The sequence below is a fragment of the Algibacter luteus genome, assembly GCF_900141715.1.
Lineage (GTDB): Bacteria > Bacteroidota > Bacteroidia > Flavobacteriales > Flavobacteriaceae > Arenitalea > Arenitalea lutea.
The window spans coordinates 41,844-61,529 of sequence record NZ_FQYK01000003.1 but is presented as its reverse complement, the minus strand read 5'-3'; the positions used below and the strand labels follow the sequence as shown (position 1 = coordinate 61,529).

Here is a 19,686-nt window from a genome sequence, read left to right as displayed (position 1 = left end):
TTAAATAAACCTAAACCTTATATTTGCATTCGTAAAACAAAATTAGGTGAGTAAAACCCTTATCTCTCAAACCTATTTACAGACTTTGCAAAAGCAAAATCTGCAAAGTGCTATTGCCCAAACCCAAGCAAAAACACATTTAAAAGGCCTCGTAGGATCTTCATTATCCTTTGTTATTGCTGCTGTTTTTAAAGAGGTTCAAAAGCCTTTTTTATTAGTGTTTAACGACAAAGAAGAGGCAGCGCATTACCTTAACGATTTAGAACAACTTTTAAGCGATAAAGATGTACTTTTCTACCCAGGAAGCTACAGAAGGCCATACGAAATTGAAGAAACTGATAATGCCAATGTATTATTACGTGCTGAAGTTTTAAACCGCATCAACTCACAAAAAAAACCAGCAATTATTGTTACTTATCCCGATGCACTTTTCGAGCAGGTGGTAACACGAAAAGAACTGGAACGACATACCTTAAAAGTTGGTGTAAACGATAAGTTATCAATCGATTTTGTAAATGAAGTCCTTTTTGATTATCAATTTAAACGTGTCGATTTTGTAACCGAACCTGGAGAGTTTTCAGTGCGTGGTGGTATTGTAGATGTATTTTCATTCTCGCACGACGAGCCTTATCGTATCGAATTTTTTGGCGATGAGGTTGATAGTATCCGTACATTCGATGTAGAAACACAATTGTCTATCGAGCAAATTAAAAAAATCAACATCATACCCAATGTTGCCAATAAATTATTGCAAGAAAGCAGGCAAAGTTTCTTAAAATACATTGCTCAAAAAACAGTAGTGTGTATAAAAAATGCCGATTTACTTTTTTCTCGAATCGACGATTTTTATGCAAAAGCCGAAGAAGCCTTTAAAACCCTTTCAGAAGATATAAAACATGCCGAACCTCAAGAATTATTTTGTGATGCCGCATTACTAAAAAAGCAATTACATGATTTCTCTATTGTTGAATTTGGGACTTCTGCTATCATGTCGAGTACTTCTGCTGTGCCAAGCGCTGGCTCCGTCGAGACTTCTCAACATATAGAATTTAACACCACACCACAACCCGCATTTAACAAGCAATTCAATTTATTAATTGAAAATTTAAATGCTAACACAGATAACGGTTATACCAATTATATAGCTTGCGTAAGTGAGCAGCAAGCTAAACGGTTTCATGATATTTTTGACGATTCTCATCTCGATGTTAAAGCATATCAAACCATAATTTTATCATTACACCAAGGTTTTATAGACCATGATAATAAAATAGCCTGTTATACCGATCATCAAATTTTTGAGCGCTACCATAAGTTTCATTTAAAAAATGGGTATGCTAAAAAACAGGCCATAACTTTAAAAGAGCTCACTAATCTAGTTATTGGCGATTATGTCACTCATATCGATCATGGCATTGGGCGTTTTGGCGGACTTCAAAAAATAGATGTAGAAGGTAAAAAGCAAGAAGCCATAAAACTTATTTATGGCGAGCGCGATGTATTGTATTTAAGTATTCACTCGCTTCATAAAATCACTAAATTTAATGGTAAAGATGGCAAACCACCTAAAATTTACAAATTAGGGAGCAATGCTTGGAAAACCTTAAAACAAAAAACAAAAGCCCGTGTAAAACACGTCGCTTTCAACTTAATAAAACTCTACGCAAAACGTAAAACCGAAAAAGGCTATCAATACAATCCCGATAGTTACATGCAACACGAGCTGGAAGCTTCGTTTATTTATGAAGACACTCCTGACCAAAGTACTGCAACGGCCGATATTAAAGCTGATATGGAAAGCGAACGCCCCATGGATAGGCTTATTTGTGGCGATGTAGGTTTCGGAAAAACAGAAGTTGCAATTCGTGCAGCATTTAAAGCGGTAGATAATGGCAAACAAGTAGCTGTGTTGGTGCCAACTACTATTTTGGCATATCAACACTCAAGGACCTTTAAAGACCGCTTAAAAGACTTCCCATTAACCGTCGATTATCTAAACCGATTTAGAACCGCGAAAGAAAAACGAGAAACCTTAGAAGCTCTAGAACAAGGCAAGGTTGATATTATCATTGGTACACATCAACTCGTAAATAAAAACGTAAAGTTTAAAGATTTAGGCTTACTTATTGTTGATGAGGAACAAAAATTTGGAGTAGCTGTAAAAGAAAAGCTAAAAACCTTAAAAGATAACGTTGATGTACTAACCTTAACCGCAACACCAATACCTAGAACGCTTCAGTTTAGTTTAATGGCCGCTAGAGATTTATCGGTTATTACAACACCCCCTCCAAATCGCTATCCAATAGAAAGTCATGTTATTCGTTTTAGCGAAGAAACTATTCGTGATGCTATTAGTTACGAAATTCAACGTGGTGGACAAATATTCTTCATTCATAATAGAATTGAGAATATAAAAGAGGTAGCAGGCATGCTACAACGCCTAGTGCCCGATGCTAAAATTGGTATTGGTCATGGGCAAATGGAAGGTAAAAAATTAGAACGACTCATGCTTTCGTTTATGGATGGTGAGTTTGATGTTTTAGTAAGTACCACCATTGTAGAAAGTGGTTTAGATGTGCCAAACGCCAACACCATTTTTATAAATAATGCGAATAATTTTGGGCTTAGCGATTTGCACCAAATGCGCGGACGAGTAGGACGTAGCAACAAAAAGGCATTTTGTTATTTCATTACTCCAGAATATTCAGCAATGACTGATGATGCTAGAAAACGTATCACCGCCTTAGAGCAATTTACCGAATTAGGTAGCGGGTTCAACATTGCCATGAAAGATCTAGAAATTAGAGGTGCTGGCGATTTACTGGGTGGTGAACAAAGTGGGTTTATAAATGAAATAGGATTTGATACTTATCAAAAAATATTAAATGAAGCGATTGATGAGTTGAAAGAAAACGAGTTTAAAGACTTGTATAATGATGATAACTCTGAGAAAGTATATGTAAAAGATGTGACGATAGACACAGATTTTGAATTGTTGTTTCCAGATAGCTATGTTAATAATATTGCTGAAAGACTGAACCTTTATACCCAATTAAACAACTTAAAAACTGAAGGTGATTTGATTACCTTTGAAAAGGAATTGATAGACCGTTTTGGAGAATTACCCAAACAAGTGACCGATTTGTTAAACAGTGTCCAAATAAAGTGGTTAGCTACTAAAATTGGATTTGAAAAAATCATCATGAAAAAAGGTAAGTTAATAGGTTATTTTATTAACGACCAACAGAGTAGTTTTTACCAAAGTCATAATTTTACTAAAGTGTTACAGTTTGTACAAACACATCCTAACGCGTGTAAAATGAAAGAAAAACAAACCCGAAGTGGTTTACGATTAATGCTAACTTTCGAGAATATTAAATCTGTAAAAAAAGCGTTAGAGGTTTTACAACCTATTGTGGCTTGATTATTGATTTTAAAATAAGGAATATCTAAAATACATGAAACGATTACTTTTTATAGCTTTTTTAATACCAAGTATGTTACTTGCACAACACAGTATTAAAGGTGTTTTTTATCCCGCAGAAGATTTTAATTTTGCACTTCTTTATAAGGTTAATCCAACCATTTCAGATTATATATCCAATGCAGAAATAAAAGAAGATGGTAGTTTTGAGTTCAAATTAGATTCTACGGCTACTAAAGGTATGTATCGATTGGTGTATGCAGTTCCTCAAGAAGATTATAATTTTGATATTATGTACAACGGGAATGAAGACATTGAACTCACGTTTATGTCAGAAACTGGTGTGGAATTCAAGAAATCTACGGTTAATAAATTATTAGCTTCTTATACCAATAGCATGTCTATGGTAACTCAAAGTATAGGAAATTACTATGGAAAAGCAAGTAAAGATACCCTAGCGTTAAAGGCTATTTTTAAAACTCAGAAAGAAACACAGGAAAGTTTCGAGAAAGCTGCAAAAGGCACTATGGCCTTTGATTTTATAAAAGCGAACAGGCCCTATATTCCATCAAAGGTTGAAGATGTTAAAACTTATATTAAAAACTTAGAAAAACATTATTTTGACCATGTAGATTTTAATAATAAAACCTTACAGAGCTCTAACTTTCTTGAAGAAAAAATGTTGAATTATGTATTTGGAATGTCTGCAAATTCTGAAGATGAACTTGAAAATTACAAAAAGAATATCGATGTGGTTTATCGCCATATGAAGACAGCTCCAAAAGAAGTGCAACGCATCTTGTTGTTTGATTTATGGCAGCAAATGTCTGATTTAGGATTTGAATCTATTTCAAATTATATAGCAGAAAATTATTTAATGAATGTTGCTGTGTCTTTAAATGATCAAGATCTTTTACATGCATTAATTTTATATAAAAATCTTTCGAAAGGTAATATAGCGCCAGATTTTGATGTTGAAGTCAAAGAAAAAGGAAAGCTTATTACTAAGAAATTAACACAATTAAATGTTGCCGAAAATTACATAGTCGTATTTTGGAGTAGTGGTTGTTCGCACTGTTTAGAAGAAATACCTCAATTAAGAGATTTTGTAAATACTTTGGAAAAAAGCAAAGTAAAAGTAGTTGCTGTTGGTTTAGAAGATGAGCCTTACAGCTGGAAAAATCTAACTTATGATTTTCCTAATTTTATTCATGTTTATGGTGAAGGCAAATGGGATAACGAAATCGGTGACGCCTATGGTGTAACTTCAACACCAACGTATTTTATATTAGATAAGGATAAAAGAATTCTCGAAAAGCCATCAGACTTTAAATCTTTGGTAAAGTATATTCAAGGCGAAGAAGAATAAAACTAAAAATGGTAAAATGCATTTTTTAGATGCTCAATATTAAAGCCTTTACCTTCTTTTACAATGGCGATAATATCAAAACGTACCTCCACATCTAAATCGTTTACGGTTACATATTCATCAACAGCTTTTACTAAGCGTTGAATTTGCTTGGGTTTAACAAAATCTTGCGGATCTCCAAAATCGGAAGTAGAACGTGTTTTAACTTCAATAATAGCTAGAACACCTTCTTTTTGGGCAATAATATCCACTTCAGCTTTATCAAACCTGTAGTTGCGTTCAACGATATCATAATTGTTTTTCATAAGAAAATCTACTGCCAGTTGTTCGCCTTTTTTACCGAGTTCGTTGTGTTGTGCCATAGTTTAACCTCTAAACAAAAAGAAATCATCTTTCATGTGCTCAATTTGAGCATCTTTGTTAGTAATGATATAGTCGATAGCTTTTGATGTAAATTCATCACCTTTTTCGGTTAATGAAACTATGTTTTTATCAAACTGAATCATATTGTTTTTTAAAGCCAAATCTAAAACTGTTTTAGAACGCACTTTTTGCCAATTGATATGTTCGTTGAGGTGATTAACATGGCGCTCACTTTCTTCAGTATGGTTTTTAAGGTGTAACAAAAACGTTAATAATGATACTTCAGTACGTTGTTGCTTTTCTCTATACATAACAGCAATAACACCTTTGTTAGGCGCAAATAAGTAAACCATAAAAAACAGTAAACCGAGCATGGTGGTTATCGATCCTGAAATTGAGGCATCCAAAACATGTGCTAACCAATATCCTGAAATGGCACTAAATACACCAAAACAGATGGCATATAAGAGCATGCGCTTCAAATTGTTTGTCAATAAATAGGCTGTTGCTGCTGGAGCAATAATTAAAGCAACGACTAATATGGCGCCTACCGCATCAAAAGCCCCAACAGTTGTAACCGAAGAAACCGTCATCAATCCGTAATGAATAACTGCAGGCGAAAAACCTAACGAAGCAGATAACCCAGCATCAAAAGTGCTTACTTTTAGTTCTTTAAAAAATGCGATTAATAGCCCGATGGTAATAATTAAAATACTTCCAATAATCCACATGGATTTTGGGCCAACATCGGCTCCAGAAATAATGAGTCTGTCGAATGGCGTAAATGCGAGCTCACCCAATAAAACCGCATCTACATCCAAATGGACGTCGTTAGCATTTTTAGCAATCATAATTACACCAATACTAAAGAGTACAGGAAATACTAATCCAATAGCGGTGTCTTCTTTTACTAACCCTGTTTTTTGAATATATTCTACCAAAACCACAGTAATAATACCAGTTATGGCTGCAAGTAATATTAATAATGGGGAGTTTAAATCTTGTGTTATAAAAAATCCAATAACGATACCAGGCAAGATAGAATGACTAATTGCGTCACTAATCATGGCCATTTTTCGAAGCACTAAAAACGTACCTGGAATTGCACATGCAATAGCAACTAAACTAGCAATAACCTGTATTTCTAATTGTGCATTACTCATTGTTATCGGATTGTTGGTTGTACAAATTTGATGCAATTTTAAAACCTTCTTCGGTCAAGCTCCACATGCTCCCGTCTAATTTCACATAATTTTTACGTACTAATTTTTGAAGCGTCCCTTTGGTAAAACCCTGAAAGTTGTTTAATATTTTAATAGCATGTGGGTGTGAAATATTTTCATGAGTTTCAGCAATTCTGAACATAAAAGCTAAGGTGTTATGAAGCTGTAAATCTCTTCGGTTTTTAATAAATCGAATTTGCTTAAACAGCAATCCTCGACTTGGTGAAAAAACGAAAGAAACAAGCACAAAAACTCCTGCAACAATAACGATTACAGGTCCTGTTGAAAGGTTATTTTGAGTGGCACTTATTGCTGTACCAAATACACCTGAAAAAGCACCAAAAACAGCAGCAAGAAATACCATTATTCCTAGGCTGTCTGTCCATTGTCTTGCCGCAGCCGCCGGCGCAAGCAACATAGCACTCATTAATACCACGCCAACCGTTTGAAGGCCGAGTACAATGGCTAATACGATAAAGGACGTTATTAATACATCAATAAAATTAGTATTGAAACCTAGAGTTTTGGTATAATCGGCATCGAACAATAAAATTTTAAATTCTTTCCAGAAAAGTAATAAAACAAAAAGGCAAATACCCGTTACTATGGCCATTAACCAGACATCACTTTCAACAAGAGTTGCGGCTTGACCAAAAAGATATTTATCGAGTCCTGCTTGGTTGGCATTAGGTTGTTTTTGGATGAATGTTAGCAACAACATACCGAATCCGAAAAACAGGGATAGTATTAATCCCAAAGCGGTATCTGACTTTAAATGGGTTTTACTAATAATACCTCGAATCCAAAACGTGCCTAAAAGTCCACTTATTAAAGCTCCCAACAGTAACACATTAGTGTCTTTGGTTCCCGTAATTAAAAAAGCAATGGCAATTCCGGGTAAGGCTGCATGAGAAATAGCATCACCTAGTAAACTTTGTTTACGTAATACAGCAAAACTGCCTAGCATACCTGTAACTGCACCAAGAATGGCGGTTCCCATAGTTATGGTTCTTAAGGTGTAGTCTGTAAAGACCAGTTTTATGTATTCTGTTATGTCCATTTTTACTCCTGAATACTTACTTTGTAATTAATACCATAGGTTTTAGTAAGGTTATCATCATTAAAAATATCTTTTACCGGACCTGTAGCAATCTTTTTTACATTTAAAAAGGTTACCCAATCGAAATATTCTGGGACAGTTTGTAAATCGTGATGTACTACTATAACCGTTTTTCCGGCTTTCCGTAATTCTTTAAGGATGTTTATGATGGCAATCTCAGTAGTGGCATCAACTCCTTGAAAGGGTTCATCCATAAAATAGATGGATGCGTTTTGTACTAAAGCTCGAGCTAAAAATATTCGTTGTTGTTGTCCGCCTGAAAGCTGACTAATTTGACGGTTTTTAAAAGGAAGCATACCTACTTTTTCTAAAGCTTCTAATGCTGCCTTTTTTTCTTTTTGTCCTGGACGTTTTATCCAGCCCAAACTGCCGTAAGTGCCCATCATCACGACATCTAAAGCCGTTGTTGGAAAATCCCAATCTACACTGCCTTTTTGGGGTACGTAAGCTACGAGAGATCGCTGTTTGTCATAGGGTTTATCGTAGATGCTAACGCTGCCTGCTATAGGTTTTAAAATACCTAAAATAGATTTTATAAGCGTAGATTTACCAGCACCGTTGGGCCCTACAATAGCCATAAGAACGCCTTCGGGGATTTCTAAATCGATATCCCAAAGCACGGGTTTGTAGTTATAGGCTACGGTTAAATCGTCTACTTTTACGGCTATTTTTTGTTCCATCTTTATTTTATCTATTTGTTCATTTTGTCTTGATACAAAACGAACCAAAAAATCAAATTCAAGCCGAGGAATTTTTTATCCTGATTTTATCAGGATAAAAACCGATTTGAAAACTCCGCGTCGAACTGCGTTCTCCTGTTCTCGGAGCTTTTCTTCATCTATTCTGCGCCTTGACGTTCAATTCTACGAATTGATTTGGGTGTTGACTTTTTGTTATTTGTTCTCATTTCTTATGTAAATGTTCTTGCAAACTAATCTGTAATTACATGCTTTAAACTACTTTTGGCTGATAATCTAGCCCTGATAGAAGCGGCATCCTTTTTTGAGGCACGAAAAAAAGATACAGCGAATAGCAGGAAATAGCTTCAAATTAACATTTTATTTTAGTGCATTTACAATAGTGTTCACGTTATACTCGAACATGCCTATATATGTGCCTTCAATGGTTCCTGCATCGCCCAACGCATCGGAATATAATGTGCCGCCAATGGTAACTTCGTGCCCTTTAGATTTTACTGCTGCTTGAAGCGCTTCAATGGTGCGTTTTGGTACCGAGCTCTCTACAAATATAGCTTTAACTTTATTTTCAATGATGAAGGCTGATAATTTTTGAACGTCTTTTACGCCAGCTTCGGTTGCGGTTGAAAGTCCTTGTAGGCCTACTACCTCAAAATCGAAAGCTTTACCGAAATAGTTAAACGCATCATGCGCCGTTACCAAAATACGCTGCTCATTTGGAAGACTACTTATGGTTTGCTCTAATTTATTTTTAAGCGCATTTAATTTTTCGATATAGACATTTCCGTTGGTTTCGAAGGTTGTTTTTTGCTCAGGTATAGCTTCTGAAAGTGTTTTTACCACAAATTCTGTAGCTTGTTTCCAATAGTTTATATCAAACCATATATGCGGGTCGTAGTTAGAAGCAAAATATTCTGAACCGATTAAAGTTGACTTGTCTAAAGCATCAGAAATCGCAATGGTTTTTTTGTTTTTCATTTTCTCGAAAACCTCAACTAGTTTGCCTTCTAAGTGCAACCCGTTGTAAAAAATAATATCGGCGTTTGATAATTTGGCAACATCGCCTTCACTAGCTTTATATAAATGCGGATCGACACCGCTACCCATTAATCCTTGTAAATTAATGTGGTCGCCACCAATGTTTTTAACTAAATCGGTAATCATGGTGGTGGTTGTAACTATATTTAGTTTACCGTTTGTCTTTTTTTCTTCTTTACAGCTCATGCAAACAGTAGAAAGAAGAAGTATGATAAGTATTTTTTTCATATCGAATTTATTTTAATTTGTTTGTAGGCTTAACACGATAACTCAACCCAAGTCCGAATAAAATATCTTGTCCTTCCGTAATGCTTGTTCCTAAATAGGTATCAAATTGTAAATCGTTTGAAACTAAATAGGTGAATCCGGCATCCCAATAGTGGTTTGCTTTATTGTCTTCTGGTAAATCGCCGTAAAGTTCTGCGTACATGCCAAATTTATCATTAATACTATAACCATAAGCAAGTGTATAAATAGCTGAAGCTTCTGGAGAATCATTTCCCCATTCGGCACCTATATTGTACCCTAAACTTGATTTTTCACTAAGTGTATGAGATAATGATAATCTAAAATCAATGCTCGTATATTCGGGTCTGTAATCGGCAGATGCGCTAAAAACAGGAAACACATGTCCTATTAATGCTATTTCGGGCATGCAGCCATTTTCTTCTGCAATGTCGATTTTCATCCCTAAAAGCAATGGGGATAAACCGCTCGTTACATTATCCAGTTTATTATTGTTTATTTTATTAGTGCCTTCAACAAAATCCCAACCTAATCGTAATTCTAAGTTTTCTAGAACTCCGTATCGAATCAACATCGTATTAAAAGTGTAGTTCTCAGATTTTATGTTTCCTGCTTCGTAGGATTCATACAATCCGCCTGTTTCAAACTGTAAAGTGCCTTTCCCTACAGTTGATGATGCTTCTGTAGCATCTGGTCGGTCGGTAACTAAGGGTTGAGAAAGTCTGTCATCTTCTTGAGAAAAAGTTAAAAAAGAAAATGATAAACTAAGTGAAAAAAGAGTGTATTTAATTGCTTTCATTGACATATATTATTGAAGTAAAGTCTTCGTTAAGTAAAATGGTATTATTGTTTATTAAAATTTGTGTCATTTTATTTTTGTTGAATTGCTTTGAAACAAATAGTGTGTTCCCGAATTTCAATCCGTGTTGCGCGCAAAATTCAAAAAACTCTTTATCGTCGCTCATTAATCTAGAAATCATGTATTTTTTCCCTTCACTGGTCTGAGATAGCGCTATTGAGGTATCAGTGGTTGTTATTTCGCCGTTAGCATTTGGAATGGGGTCTCCGTGCGGGTCGAACTTAGGGTTCCCCAAATATTCACTTATTTTGTTTGCCAATAAATCTGAAGTTTGATGTTCTAATAATTCAGCTTCGCGATGAATATCGTGTAAAGACATATCAAACAATTTAAATAATAAACTTTCCCATAAACGATGCTTTCGCACCACATTTAAAGCCATTTTATTGCCTTTATCTGTTAGTTTTAAAGCTTGATATTTTTCGTAATGCAGTAAATCTTTTGAGGCTAATTTCTGTGCCATATCTGTGGCTGCTGCGTTAGAAATGCCAAGTTTTTTTGCTATGTTACCTGGTTTGGTATCATTATTATCTCGTTTTCCGTTTTTGTAAATGGCTTTTACAAAATTTTCTATGGCTATAGACATTTTTAATTGCTTTAAACAATATTTAAGTAAGCTTAAATATTTTTCAAAAGTAACTAAAAAAAATTAGTTACGAATAAAATCTGTAACTAATTTAAGTTATAAGGTATCAATTTGATTTAATGACAACCGCAACCGTCGTCATTTCCACAAGCTTTTTTAGACTTCGGTTTTTTTAAGAAGAATTTTTTAACTAGAAATGCTATAGCTAATGCTATTGCTGTAAAGACTAATATGTTTTGAATAATCTCATTCATAATAAAGTAGTCGAGTTTAAACTAGTTTCATTTCAATAGTTGAAACGCAATTAAGGCCACAATATATGCGAAAGCGGACATAATAACGAGTTGTAAAATTGGCCATTTCCAACTATTGGTTTCTTTTTTTACAATGGCTAGCGTGCTCATACATTGCATTGCAAAAGCATAAAACAGCATTAATGAAATACCAGAAGCAAAGGTAAATAGTGGCCCACCTAAAACGGGGTTTACTTCGGCTGCCATTCTGTTTTTTATTGTAGCTTCATCATCATTTCCAACACTGTAAATGGTGGCAAGAGTACCAACAAACACTTCACGAGCTGCAAAACTGCTCACTATGGCAATACCTATTTTCCAATCGTAACCTAAAGGACGTATTGCAGGCTCTATGGCTCTACCAGTAATCCCAATAAACGAATGCTCTAACTTATGAGATGCTATTTTTTGTTGTAAATCATCATCAGTTAAATTTTGAGAAGCGTATTCCGTTTTTATAATTTCGTCGGCGTTGTTAAATTGTTCTCCAGGACCGTAAGACGCCAAAAACCACAAAATGATTGAAATGGCTAAAATTATCTTACCTGCTCCAAAAACAAAGGATTTAGTTTTTTCGATAACTGTAAGCACTACATTTTTAAAAAGTGGTAGTTTGTAGTTTGGCATTTCGACTACAAAAAACGTTTTACTTCTAATTTTTAATATTTTATTTAAAATATAAGCCGAAAGTATAGCGGTTCCAAAACCTATAAGATAGAGTAACATTAAGGTTAGGGCCTGATAACCCAATCCAAAAATGCGGCCTTCTGGAATAACCAAGGCTATGATAATTAAATAAACAGGTAAACGTGCAGAACAAGTGGTAAAAGGCGTTACTAAAATAGTGATTAAACGCTCTTTCCAACTTTCAATATTTCTAGTCGCCATAATGGCTGGAATAGCACATGCAGTACCCGAAATTAGTGGTACAACACTTTTACCACTAAGCCCGAAACGGCGCATAATTCGGTCCATTAAAAACACAACGCGACTCATATAACCACTTTCTTCCAACACGGCAATAAATAGAAATAAAAAGGCGATTTGTGGAATAAAAATGACGATGCCACCCAATCCTGGAATAATACCTTCCGACAACAAACTTGTAAAAGCACCAGATGGTAATTGGTTTTTAGTCCATTCGCTTAAATTGGCAAACAACCCATCAATAAAATCCATTGGAATACTTGACCAGTCGTAAATGGCTTGAAAAATAGTAAGCAGAATAATTCCAAAAATTAAATAGCCCCAAACTTTATGGGTTAAAATTCTATCAAGTTTTATACGTAAGTCCTTTGCTTGACTTAAATCTATCGTTTGTCCTTTATCCAGAGCTTCATTAATAAATTGATAGCGCTTTATTGTTTCTTTTTGTTGTAATCGCTTTAAATCGGCTTTCGTTTTAGTTTTAAAATTAGCTACTGCATCAATTTTATTTCTATCGGTTTTTCCAAAATTGACATCTTGAGTAATTACCAACCAGAGTTTGTATAATAATTGATTAGGAAAGGCGTTTTTTAAATTTTCAAAATAGTCTTTGTCTATTTCTGTAGTATCAATACAAGGTTCTATAGAAACCTCTTTATAATTCGAAATAAGTTGTTTTAAGTTTTCAATGCCCTCATTTTTTCGAGTACTTATAAGTGCAATTTTGGTATTAAGTTTATCTTCCAAATAATCAATATCCAAGGAAATACCTTTGTAAAGCATTCGGTCGGCCATATTAATAACCAAAATTGTAGGGATCTCTAAATCTTTAATCTGGGTAAAAAGTAACAGATTTCGTTTTAAATTTTCAACATCGGTAACAACAACAGCTATATCAGGAAAATCTTTATCATTTTTATTCAGAAGAAGCTCGATTACTACATTTTCATCAAGAGAAGAAGCGTTTAAGCTGTAAGTTCCAGGTAAATCAATAATATGTGCTTTAACACCACGTGGTAGTTTGCAAATACCTTGTTTTTTTTCGACCGTAATTCCTGGATAATTTCCAACCTTTTGGTTTAACCCTGTTAAAGCATTAAAAACTGAGGTTTTCCCAGTATTTGGGTTCCCAATAAGTGCCACATTAATTTGTTTACTCATGTGCTACTTTTTCAATTAAAATAAGAGAGGCGGTTTCTTTTCTTATGGCTAAATGCGATCCGTTAATATTTAGATACATAGGGTCTTGAAACGGAGCTACTTGAACAAGAACAACTGTATTTCCAGGTAAACAACCCATTTCTAAAAGTTTTAAAGGGATATCAGATGATGAAACATCAGTAATTACAGCGCTTTCACCTCGTTTTAAATGTGCTAAAGTTGTCTTCAAGCTTATTTAGATTGATTTTAAAGAAGCAAAAGTAATGTAAAAGTTTAGAAGTATAAAAGTTTTAAATATAAATAATTGATCGGGCTTCTGTATGCCGTTAGTCTAATCTACCAAATGAGAGCTTTTGACAAAAATTCCTATTGAAATATGTTACCAATTATGTCATTTTGCAGGCTAAAAGCATTTTTGAAGGCTTTTATGTTAATATAGCATATAAATATGCTAAATCTGTTGTTTTCAGCAAGTTGAAGTGAGGCTTATCTTTGCACCAGAATTAATTACATAATGTAATGCGCCATAACAATCATGTTGATAATGATAAAAAGTGATTAGGCAAACTACATTTTAACTTTTAAAGAACGTAAAATTTAAAAATATGAAAACAAGTAATAGTATTGCAACAGAAAGTAAAGTTGGAACTAAAACGAAACAATTTAGTAACGCTAGTTCATTAGTTTGGAACAACAAAAGACGTTTCAAATAAAATAAACTTTAAAACACAAAAAAGCCCTTTTTGAAAGGGCTTTTTTTATATCCAATTAATTAGTTTTTGTATTCTTCTTTTAAAATAGCGATATCATTAAGTAGTCGTTCTATTTCTTCAGAATTGGTGCCATCATAAAACCCTCTTATTTGACGTTTCTTGTCAATTAGCATAAAGTTTTCAGTATGTATCATATCAAAAGGGCCACCATCACCATTATCTTTTACAGCTAAATAACTTTTACGCGCCAATTTGTAAATATCTTTTTTATTGCCTGTAACCAAATTCCATTTGCGGTCTATAACCCCTTTTTCAATGGCATATCGTTTTAGTTGTGCAACGGTATCAATTTCTGGGGTAACCGAGTGTGATAGTAGCATGACTTCGTCGTCATTTAAAATTTCTTTTTGAATATCAACCATATGATTTGTCATTATCGGGCAAATGGTTTGGCATGTTGTAAAAAAGAAATCGGCTACGTAAATTTTATCTTTATAATTATTTTGGGTCACCGTTTTGCCATTTTGATTAATAAGTGCGAAATCTGCTATTTTATGATATTTTTTTTGATGTTGAATGGTGCTGTCAACCAATTCTGTACTAACCATAGCTGGTTGGTAAATAGGAAGCGGTCTGTAAACGTTTAACGTATTATAAATAATTGAAACAATAATGATAGATATAACACCAAAAACAATTGCGAAAATCTTGTAATCCTTAAAAAAAGATAGCATTTTTAACTCGTTAACATTAAAAGTAGTTGCAAAAATACGACGATTTTAATTTTGAAAGCGTTCAATTCCAGCATAAATTATTGTTAAAACACAAGGCTTTCGGCGAATGACTTTTTAAACTTGGTTTAAAAGCTTACTTTTGTGCGGTTAAAAAAAAATTGTAATACATGTCTGTATTTTTAATAAAAGGAGCTCAATTACTTTTGAGCCTTTCTATATTGGTAGTTCTGCACGAGTTAGGACATTTTATACCAGCTAAAATTTTTAAAACACGCGTTGAAAAATTCTATTTATTTTTCGATGTGAAGTTTTCTTTATTTAAAAAGAAAATAGGTGAAACCGTTTACGGTATTGGCTGGTTACCTTTAGGTGGCTATGTTAAAATTTCGGGTATGATTGATGAAAGCATGGATACCGAACAAATGGCCCAAGAACCGCAACCGTGGGAGTTTCGATCTAAACCTGCATGGCAACGCTTAATAATCATGCTTGGTGGAGTAACTGTAAATTTCTTACTGGCCTTCTTTTTATTCATTATGATGCTATTTGTTTGGGGAACAAAATATTCAACGAAAGATGATATAAAGTATGGTTATAGTGTTGCCAAAACCTTAGAAAACTATGGTTTTCAGCAAGGTGATCGAGTTATTTCTATAAATGGGGAATCTTTTGAAGATCTAACCATCGATATTAATAAATATATCATGTTTAGGGATGTCAATAATATTAAAGTAGAGCATTCAGACGGAAGTGTTGAAGATATTAAGATACCTGAAGATATTGGAACACAACTTTTTGAAGCTGGTGATTTACCCGCATTAACACCTCGTTATCCTTTTGAATTAGATTCTATTACCCCAAATTCTCCAGCAGAAATTGCAGGTTTACAACCGACTGATAAAATTGTAGCGATAAATGGTAATCCTGTTGAATATTATGCAGATTTAACTTATCAAATAAAAAACAGCGATTCAGATGAGTTATTAGTAAAAATAGAACGCAATAATCAGCCAGAAGAGTTACGTATAAAACCTAATGAAGATAAAATAATTGGTATTTATGCAAGACCAAGTGATTTAGAATTTATTAAGTTTAATCAGAAGGATTATGGTTTTGCTGAGAGTGTTTCTGCAGGTATAAGTAACGGCTATTGGGAAGTAAAAGACTATTTGGCGCAGTTTAAATACATTTTCACTAAAAAAGGAGCTACTCAAATAGGTGGTTTTGCTGCAATTGGCAATATGTTTCCTCCAGTTTGGAACTGGCAAGCGTTTTGGTATTTAACAGCGTTTTTATCTATTATGTTAGGCGTTTTAAATTTATTGCCTATCCCAGCATTAGATGGCGGTCATGTCATGTTTTTATTATATGAAATGGTCTCTGGAAGAAAGCCTGGAGATAAATTTATGGAGTATGCCCAAATGCTAGGATTCTTTATCTTAATTGCTTTAGTATTGTTTGCAAACGGCAATGATATTTATAAAGCTATTTTTGGATAAAAATTTTCAAAAAAATGTTTGCAGTAAGTAAAAAGATATATATATTTGCGCTCGCTTAGGCGAAAAATAACACTCCTCCTTAGCTCAGTTGGTTAGAGCATTTGACTGTTAATCAAAGGGTCCTTGGTTCGAGCCCAAGAGGGGGAGCAAAAAAGTCCAACATTTATGTTGGACTTTTTTATTTTTTAAAATTTTAAGAATTTAAATAAGCCTTAGCAGCCTCAACCGTTTTTTTAGAATTACCAACAAAAATTTTATCGTTGACAATTATGACAGGTCTGCTTAAAAATGTATAATGTTCAAGGATGTATTGCTTGTAATCGCGCTCTGTTAAATTTTGGTTTTTCAAATCCATTTCCTTGTAAAGTTTCGCTCGTTTACTAAAAAGTGATTCATAACTTCCTGCTAGTTCTTTCATTTCATCAACCTGCTTGACTGTTATCTCATCTGATTTAATGTCTTGTAAAATAAAATCTGATGATAAATTCAATTCCTTTAAAATTCTAAGGCAAGTATTACACGTTTTTAGATAATAAACTTTCTTCATATGATGTATTTTAATATTCAACTTTTATGATAAGAATCGATTCTTAAAGACTGTTATATACTAAAATATCTTGAACAACCTCGAACGGGATAGCAAATTCCAATATGTCATTTAAATACGGCGAAAGGTCTTGAATATTATACAATAATACTAGACCATCTTCACTATAGCCTATATTTGCAGGCAATTTAAATTGTATAGCATCTAATGGCACATCTTGGTCTGCAATGGCATCATTAAAATAGGGTACGGCTAGAGTTTTAAAAGCTTTAAGGTTATTTATTAGTTGATTGTTTTCAAGACGCTTTCCAGATTCCGATTCAAAATTCAAAAAAGTTATATTTAAAATGCCAGTGGCGCCACCAGTATTAATAAATGTGGTTAAGGCAATACTGATAACTTCTGAAGATTGATACATAACCTCACCATCAATTTGCGCTTCCCATATAGATTCAGATTCAGGAAAGTTTTTCACAAAAGATTGATACTCATTGTTAAAGTTTAATATGCCTTCCTTTATGCTGTTTGATGTAATATCATCGCGATTTCCTATGTGTAATTCAGAAATGATAGTTTGTTCAATTTCAGAATTTATTCGATCTGCAATTGTTGAGTTTCCAATAGCTTCAGGAATATTAACAACGACAATTGAATTGTTTTCAGAAGAAATGTTTACGTCGGTAAATGTGATTTTTTGTTCTTCTTTGCAACTAAAGAGTATTAAAAAACACCAAATTAGTACAGTGATTTTAGAGTGATTCATATGAAAAATTTAAACCTAGACTAAAGATAATTATTGCATTTGAATACACCGAATTAAAAGTTACATTTGTACAAAAGATATATTTTTATGAAATTCAATACTAAAGTAATTCACGGAGGACAGGAGCATGATGCTGCTTATGGCGCGGTTATGCCACCTATTTATCAAACCTCAACATATGCTCAAACAACTCCAGGAGGCCATAAAGGTTATGAATACTCAAGAACTCATAATCCTACCAGAAACGCACTAGAAAACGCACTAGCCAGTATTGAAAACGGAACTTACGGTTTAGCATTTGGCTCTGGTTTAGCAGCAATTGATGCGATAATCAAATTATTAAAGCCTGGAGACGAAGTTGTGTCTACCAACGATTTGTATGGAGGCTCTTTTAGATTATTTACTAAAATATTTCAAGATTTTGGGATAAAGTTTCATTTTATAGGTATGCAAAATGCATCTAATATTGAAGCCTTTATTAACCAAAATACAAAACTTATCTGGGTAGAAACGCCAACTAATCCCATGATGAATATTATAGATATAAAGGCGGTTTCAACGATAGCTAAAAACAATAATATTTTATTGGCTGTAGATAATACGTTTGCTACGCCATACTTACAACAACCATTAAATTTAGGTGCAGATATCGTTATGCATTCCGCCACAAAATATTTAGGTGGCCATAGCGATGTGGTTATGGGAGCGCTTGTTGTTAAAGACAAAGCATTGGCCGATAAACTTTACTTTATTCAAAACGCAAGTGGAGCAATTTGCGGGCCACAAGATAGTTTTTTAGTGTTGCGAGGTATTAAAACATTACATGTTAGAATGCAACGTCATTGCGAAAATGGAAAAGCTGTGGCTTTATTTTTAGCGAGTCACCCTAAAATAGAAAATGTATACTGGCCTGGTTTTGAAAACCACTCTAATCATGATATAGCTAAAAGCCAAATGAACGATTTTGGTGGGATGATTTCTTTTACAACAAAAGGGAACAATTACAAAGAAGCCATAAAAATAGTAGAAAAGCTAAAGGTATTTACTTTGGCTGAATCTTTAGGTGGTGTAGAGTCACTTTCTGGCCATCCAGCGAGTATGACACATGCTAGTATACCAAAAGAAGAACGCGAAAAAACAGGCGTTGTAGATTCTTTAATACGGCTAAGTGTTGGAATTGAAGATATAGAAGATTTGATTGCCGATTTAAAGCAAGCCTTAAATTAGTCTAGATAATAAATATAACCGAAGTTAAGCCATACCAACCAGTCATTGTATTTATTAAAGCTTAATTGATGGTCTAACCCATCAATTCGATCATGAAAATAATATTGCCATCTCATATCTAACATGAGGTCGGAAAGCTTAGTTAGTTTGTATCTTACACCTACACTTGAAACAACAGACCATGTGCTGCCAGGTGATGCGTCAACCGATCCTGGCTCCCAAGCTGTATAAAAGTTACTAGGGTCTGTAACATCTCCCACAGCATCTGGGTTTGGGTTAGCATACGTTGTGCTTACTTCTGGTGTAAACGACGTATAATGCACACCAATACTCACAAAAGGAGCAAAGCTGTATGCAAATCCTTGAAAATCACGAATACTTAATGGAAAAAATTCCAATTGAGTACCAATATCTAAGTTCTTAGCTACCCCTTTATGGCCTCTTAGCTGGTTAGCCTCAATAGTTGTTCTACTTGGGTCAACCCATTTGCCCAAATGTTCTAAATTGGTTTTGTTATAGGAAACTTCGTTTCTTAATTTAAAATGGTCGTTAAAAAAAGTATCGGTAGTATAGCAATTACAGTCTGCCCTGTAAGCGAAATTTATATAATGAATAATTCCAACTCCAAAGCCTGAATTACCAAAATTGGTTTCTTCGTCGCCACGTACTCCGTAGTCCGATCTAAATTGAAGAGGCCCAGCAATAACGCCAATTTCATGAGAAAATCCTAGTTGAGCACTTGCAGTTTGAACTAGCAGAAACAAGCAAAAACCAGAAGCTAAATGTTTTAAGTTAAGCATAAAAGGTTTATTTTTTGAGGGCATGATTAAGAGCAAATATATAAAAACTAAGAAAACAAACAAACATTAATAAATACAACGAAAATATTCGAAAAA

Annotated in this window: 18 protein-coding genes and 1 tRNA gene; 5 read left to right on the top strand and 14 right to left on the bottom strand. The window is 34.0% G+C overall.

Translation table 11 applies throughout. The features are described 5' to 3' along the window. The first annotated feature begins 46 nt into the window (after nt 1-46). Nucleotides 47-3,424 (top strand): transcription-repair coupling factor, encoded by a 3,378-nt coding sequence (gene mfd, locus BUA46_RS06345; RefSeq protein WP_019388427.1) that lies wholly within the window; start codon nt 47-49, stop codon nt 3,422-3,424. A gap of 34 nt (nt 3,425-3,458) precedes the next feature. Further along, entirely contained in the window at nt 3,459-4,793 is a 1,335-nt protein-coding gene (locus tag BUA46_RS06340; RefSeq protein WP_019388428.1) for a peroxiredoxin family protein, read from the top strand. A gap of 2 nt (nt 4,794-4,795) precedes the next feature. Here BUA46_RS06340 and BUA46_RS06335 read toward each other — a convergent pair whose 3' ends face one another. From BUA46_RS06335 to BUA46_RS06290, 11 genes are all read right to left on the bottom strand, one after another. Further along, nucleotides 4,796-5,155 carry a YraN family protein gene (locus BUA46_RS06335; RefSeq protein WP_019388429.1) on the bottom strand — a complete coding sequence of 120 codons (360 nt, stop codon included), beginning with the start codon at nt 5,153-5,155 and terminating at the stop codon, nt 4,796-4,798. Between the two features lie 3 nt (nt 5,156-5,158). Next, nucleotides 5,159-6,319: a metal ABC transporter permease gene (locus BUA46_RS06330; protein WP_019388430.1), complete on the bottom strand. Its 1,161-nt coding sequence runs from the start codon at nt 6,317-6,319 to the stop codon at nt 5,159-5,161. Continuing rightward, the gene (locus tag BUA46_RS06325; protein WP_026010119.1) at nt 6,312-7,439 is read right to left on the bottom strand and encodes a metal ABC transporter permease; all 1,128 of its coding nucleotides are present in this window, start codon (nt 7,437-7,439) and stop codon (nt 6,312-6,314) included. The genes BUA46_RS06330 and BUA46_RS06325 overlap by 8 nt, the downstream gene beginning before the upstream one ends. A gap of 2 nt (nt 7,440-7,441) precedes the next feature. Beyond that, nucleotides 7,442-8,179: a metal ABC transporter ATP-binding protein gene (locus BUA46_RS06320; protein ID WP_019388432.1), complete on the bottom strand. Its 738-nt coding sequence runs from the start codon at nt 8,177-8,179 to the stop codon at nt 7,442-7,444. Nucleotides 8,180-8,557: 378 nt separating this feature from the next. After that, on the bottom strand, nt 8,558-9,463 hold the full coding sequence (locus tag BUA46_RS06315; RefSeq protein WP_026010120.1) for a metal ABC transporter solute-binding protein, Zn/Mn family: 906 nt from the start codon (nt 9,461-9,463) through the stop codon (nt 8,558-8,560). Between the two features lie 7 nt (nt 9,464-9,470). Next, a complete protein-coding gene (locus BUA46_RS06310) occupies nt 9,471-10,280 on the bottom strand; it encodes a transporter (protein WP_019388434.1) in 810 nt (269 codons plus the stop codon). Next, on the bottom strand, nt 10,267-10,926 hold the full coding sequence (locus BUA46_RS06305) for a metal-dependent transcriptional regulator (RefSeq protein WP_019388435.1): 660 nt from the start codon (nt 10,924-10,926) through the stop codon (nt 10,267-10,269). Before BUA46_RS06305 ends, BUA46_RS06310 begins: the two co-directional genes overlap by 14 nt. A 116-nt stretch (nt 10,927-11,042) precedes the next feature. Continuing rightward, nucleotides 11,043-11,180 carry a hypothetical protein gene (locus BUA46_RS15175; RefSeq protein ID WP_019388436.1) on the bottom strand — a complete coding sequence of 46 codons (138 nt, stop codon included), beginning with the start codon at nt 11,178-11,180 and terminating at the stop codon, nt 11,043-11,045. A 27-nt stretch (nt 11,181-11,207) separates the two neighbouring features. Then, complete coding sequence (feoB, locus tag BUA46_RS06300) at nt 11,208-13,307, bottom strand: ferrous iron transport protein B (protein ID WP_019388437.1); 2,100 nt, start codon at nt 13,305-13,307, stop codon at nt 11,208-11,210. Next, nucleotides 13,300-13,536 carry a FeoA family protein gene (locus tag BUA46_RS06295; protein ID WP_019388438.1) on the bottom strand — a complete coding sequence of 79 codons (237 nt, stop codon included), beginning with the start codon at nt 13,534-13,536 and terminating at the stop codon, nt 13,300-13,302. Before BUA46_RS06295 ends, feoB begins: the two co-directional genes overlap by 8 nt. Nucleotides 13,537-14,079: 543 nt before the next feature. Continuing rightward, nucleotides 14,080-14,754 carry an SCO family protein gene (locus BUA46_RS06290; protein WP_019388440.1) on the bottom strand — a complete coding sequence of 225 codons (675 nt, stop codon included), beginning with the start codon at nt 14,752-14,754 and terminating at the stop codon, nt 14,080-14,082. A gap of 167 nt (nt 14,755-14,921) precedes the next feature. Here BUA46_RS06290 and rseP point away from each other — a divergent pair, with 167 nt between their 5' ends. Both rseP and BUA46_RS06280 read left to right on the top strand, forming a co-directional pair. Then, complete coding sequence (rseP, locus tag BUA46_RS06285) at nt 14,922-16,253, top strand: RIP metalloprotease RseP (protein WP_019388441.1); 1,332 nt, start codon at nt 14,922-14,924, stop codon at nt 16,251-16,253. Nucleotides 16,254-16,326: 73 nt separating this feature from the next. Further along, nucleotides 16,327-16,400, top strand: a tRNA-Asn gene (locus BUA46_RS06280). Between the two features lie 46 nt (nt 16,401-16,446). On the opposite strand, the gene BUA46_RS06275 is transcribed toward BUA46_RS06280, so the two are convergent. Together BUA46_RS06275 and BUA46_RS06270 are read right to left on the bottom strand one after the other, a co-directional pair. Next, nucleotides 16,447-16,800: an arsenate reductase family protein gene (locus BUA46_RS06275; RefSeq protein WP_026010121.1), complete on the bottom strand. Its 354-nt coding sequence runs from the start codon at nt 16,798-16,800 to the stop codon at nt 16,447-16,449. Nucleotides 16,801-16,843: 43 nt separating this feature from the next. Next, nucleotides 16,844-17,563, bottom strand: a complete 720-nt coding sequence (locus BUA46_RS06270) for a PdaC/SigV domain-containing protein (RefSeq protein WP_019388443.1) — start codon at nt 17,561-17,563, stop codon at nt 16,844-16,846. Nucleotides 17,564-17,650: 87 nt separating this feature from the next. On the opposite strand from BUA46_RS06270, the gene BUA46_RS06265 reads away from it, so the two are divergent. After that, nucleotides 17,651-18,790, top strand: coding sequence for a cystathionine gamma-synthase (locus tag BUA46_RS06265; protein ID WP_019388444.1), 1,140 nt, complete (start codon nt 17,651-17,653; stop codon nt 18,788-18,790). Here BUA46_RS06265 and BUA46_RS06260 read toward each other — a convergent pair. Next, nucleotides 18,787-19,590 (bottom strand): THC0290_0291 family protein, encoded by an 804-nt coding sequence (locus tag BUA46_RS06260; RefSeq protein ID WP_050981783.1) that lies wholly within the window; start codon nt 19,588-19,590, stop codon nt 18,787-18,789. The genes BUA46_RS06265 and BUA46_RS06260 overlap by 4 nt on opposite strands. Between the last annotated feature and the right edge of the window lie 96 nt (nt 19,591-19,686).

What these genes read in the sequence shown, in the direction of transcription:
- BUA46_RS06275 (WP_026010121.1), bottom strand. Translation starts at nt 16,800, where the DNA reads ATGAAGAAAGTTTATTATCTAAAAACGTGTAATACTTGCCTTAGAATT.
- BUA46_RS06310 (WP_019388434.1), bottom strand. Translation starts at nt 10,280, where the DNA reads ATGAAAGCAATTAAATACACTCTTTTTTCACTTAGTTTATCATTTTCT.
- BUA46_RS06325 (WP_026010119.1), bottom strand. Translation starts at nt 7,439, where the DNA reads ATGGACATAACAGAATACATAAAACTGGTCTTTACAGACTACACCTTA.
- BUA46_RS06260 (WP_050981783.1), bottom strand. Translation starts at nt 19,590, where the DNA reads ATGCTTAACTTAAAACATTTAGCTTCTGGTTTTTGCTTGTTTCTGCTA.
- BUA46_RS06320 (WP_019388432.1), bottom strand. Translation starts at nt 8,179, where the DNA reads ATGGAACAAAAAATAGCCGTAAAAGTAGACGATTTAACCGTAGCCTAT.
- BUA46_RS06340 (WP_019388428.1), top strand. Translation starts at nt 3,459, where the DNA reads ATGAAACGATTACTTTTTATAGCTTTTTTAATACCAAGTATGTTACTT.
- BUA46_RS06290 (WP_019388440.1), bottom strand. Translation starts at nt 14,754, where the DNA reads ATGCTATCTTTTTTTAAGGATTACAAGATTTTCGCAATTGTTTTTGGT.
- BUA46_RS06335 (WP_019388429.1), bottom strand. Translation starts at nt 5,155, where the DNA reads ATGGCACAACACAACGAACTCGGTAAAAAAGGCGAACAACTGGCAGTA.
- BUA46_RS06265 (WP_019388444.1), top strand. Translation starts at nt 17,651, where the DNA reads ATGAAATTCAATACTAAAGTAATTCACGGAGGACAGGAGCATGATGCT.
- BUA46_RS06330 (WP_019388430.1), bottom strand. Translation starts at nt 6,319, where the DNA reads ATGAGTAATGCACAATTAGAAATACAGGTTATTGCTAGTTTAGTTGCT.
- rseP (WP_019388441.1), top strand. Translation starts at nt 14,922, where the DNA reads ATGTCTGTATTTTTAATAAAAGGAGCTCAATTACTTTTGAGCCTTTCT.
- feoB (WP_019388437.1), bottom strand. Translation starts at nt 13,307, where the DNA reads ATGAGTAAACAAATTAATGTGGCACTTATTGGGAACCCAAATACTGGG.
- BUA46_RS06305 (WP_019388435.1), bottom strand. Translation starts at nt 10,926, where the DNA reads ATGTCTATAGCCATAGAAAATTTTGTAAAAGCCATTTACAAAAACGGA.
- BUA46_RS15175 (WP_019388436.1), bottom strand. Translation starts at nt 11,180, where the DNA reads ATGAATGAGATTATTCAAAACATATTAGTCTTTACAGCAATAGCATTA.
- BUA46_RS06270 (WP_019388443.1), bottom strand. Translation starts at nt 17,563, where the DNA reads ATGAATCACTCTAAAATCACTGTACTAATTTGGTGTTTTTTAATACTC.
- BUA46_RS06315 (WP_026010120.1), bottom strand. Translation starts at nt 9,463, where the DNA reads ATGAAAAAAATACTTATCATACTTCTTCTTTCTACTGTTTGCATGAGC.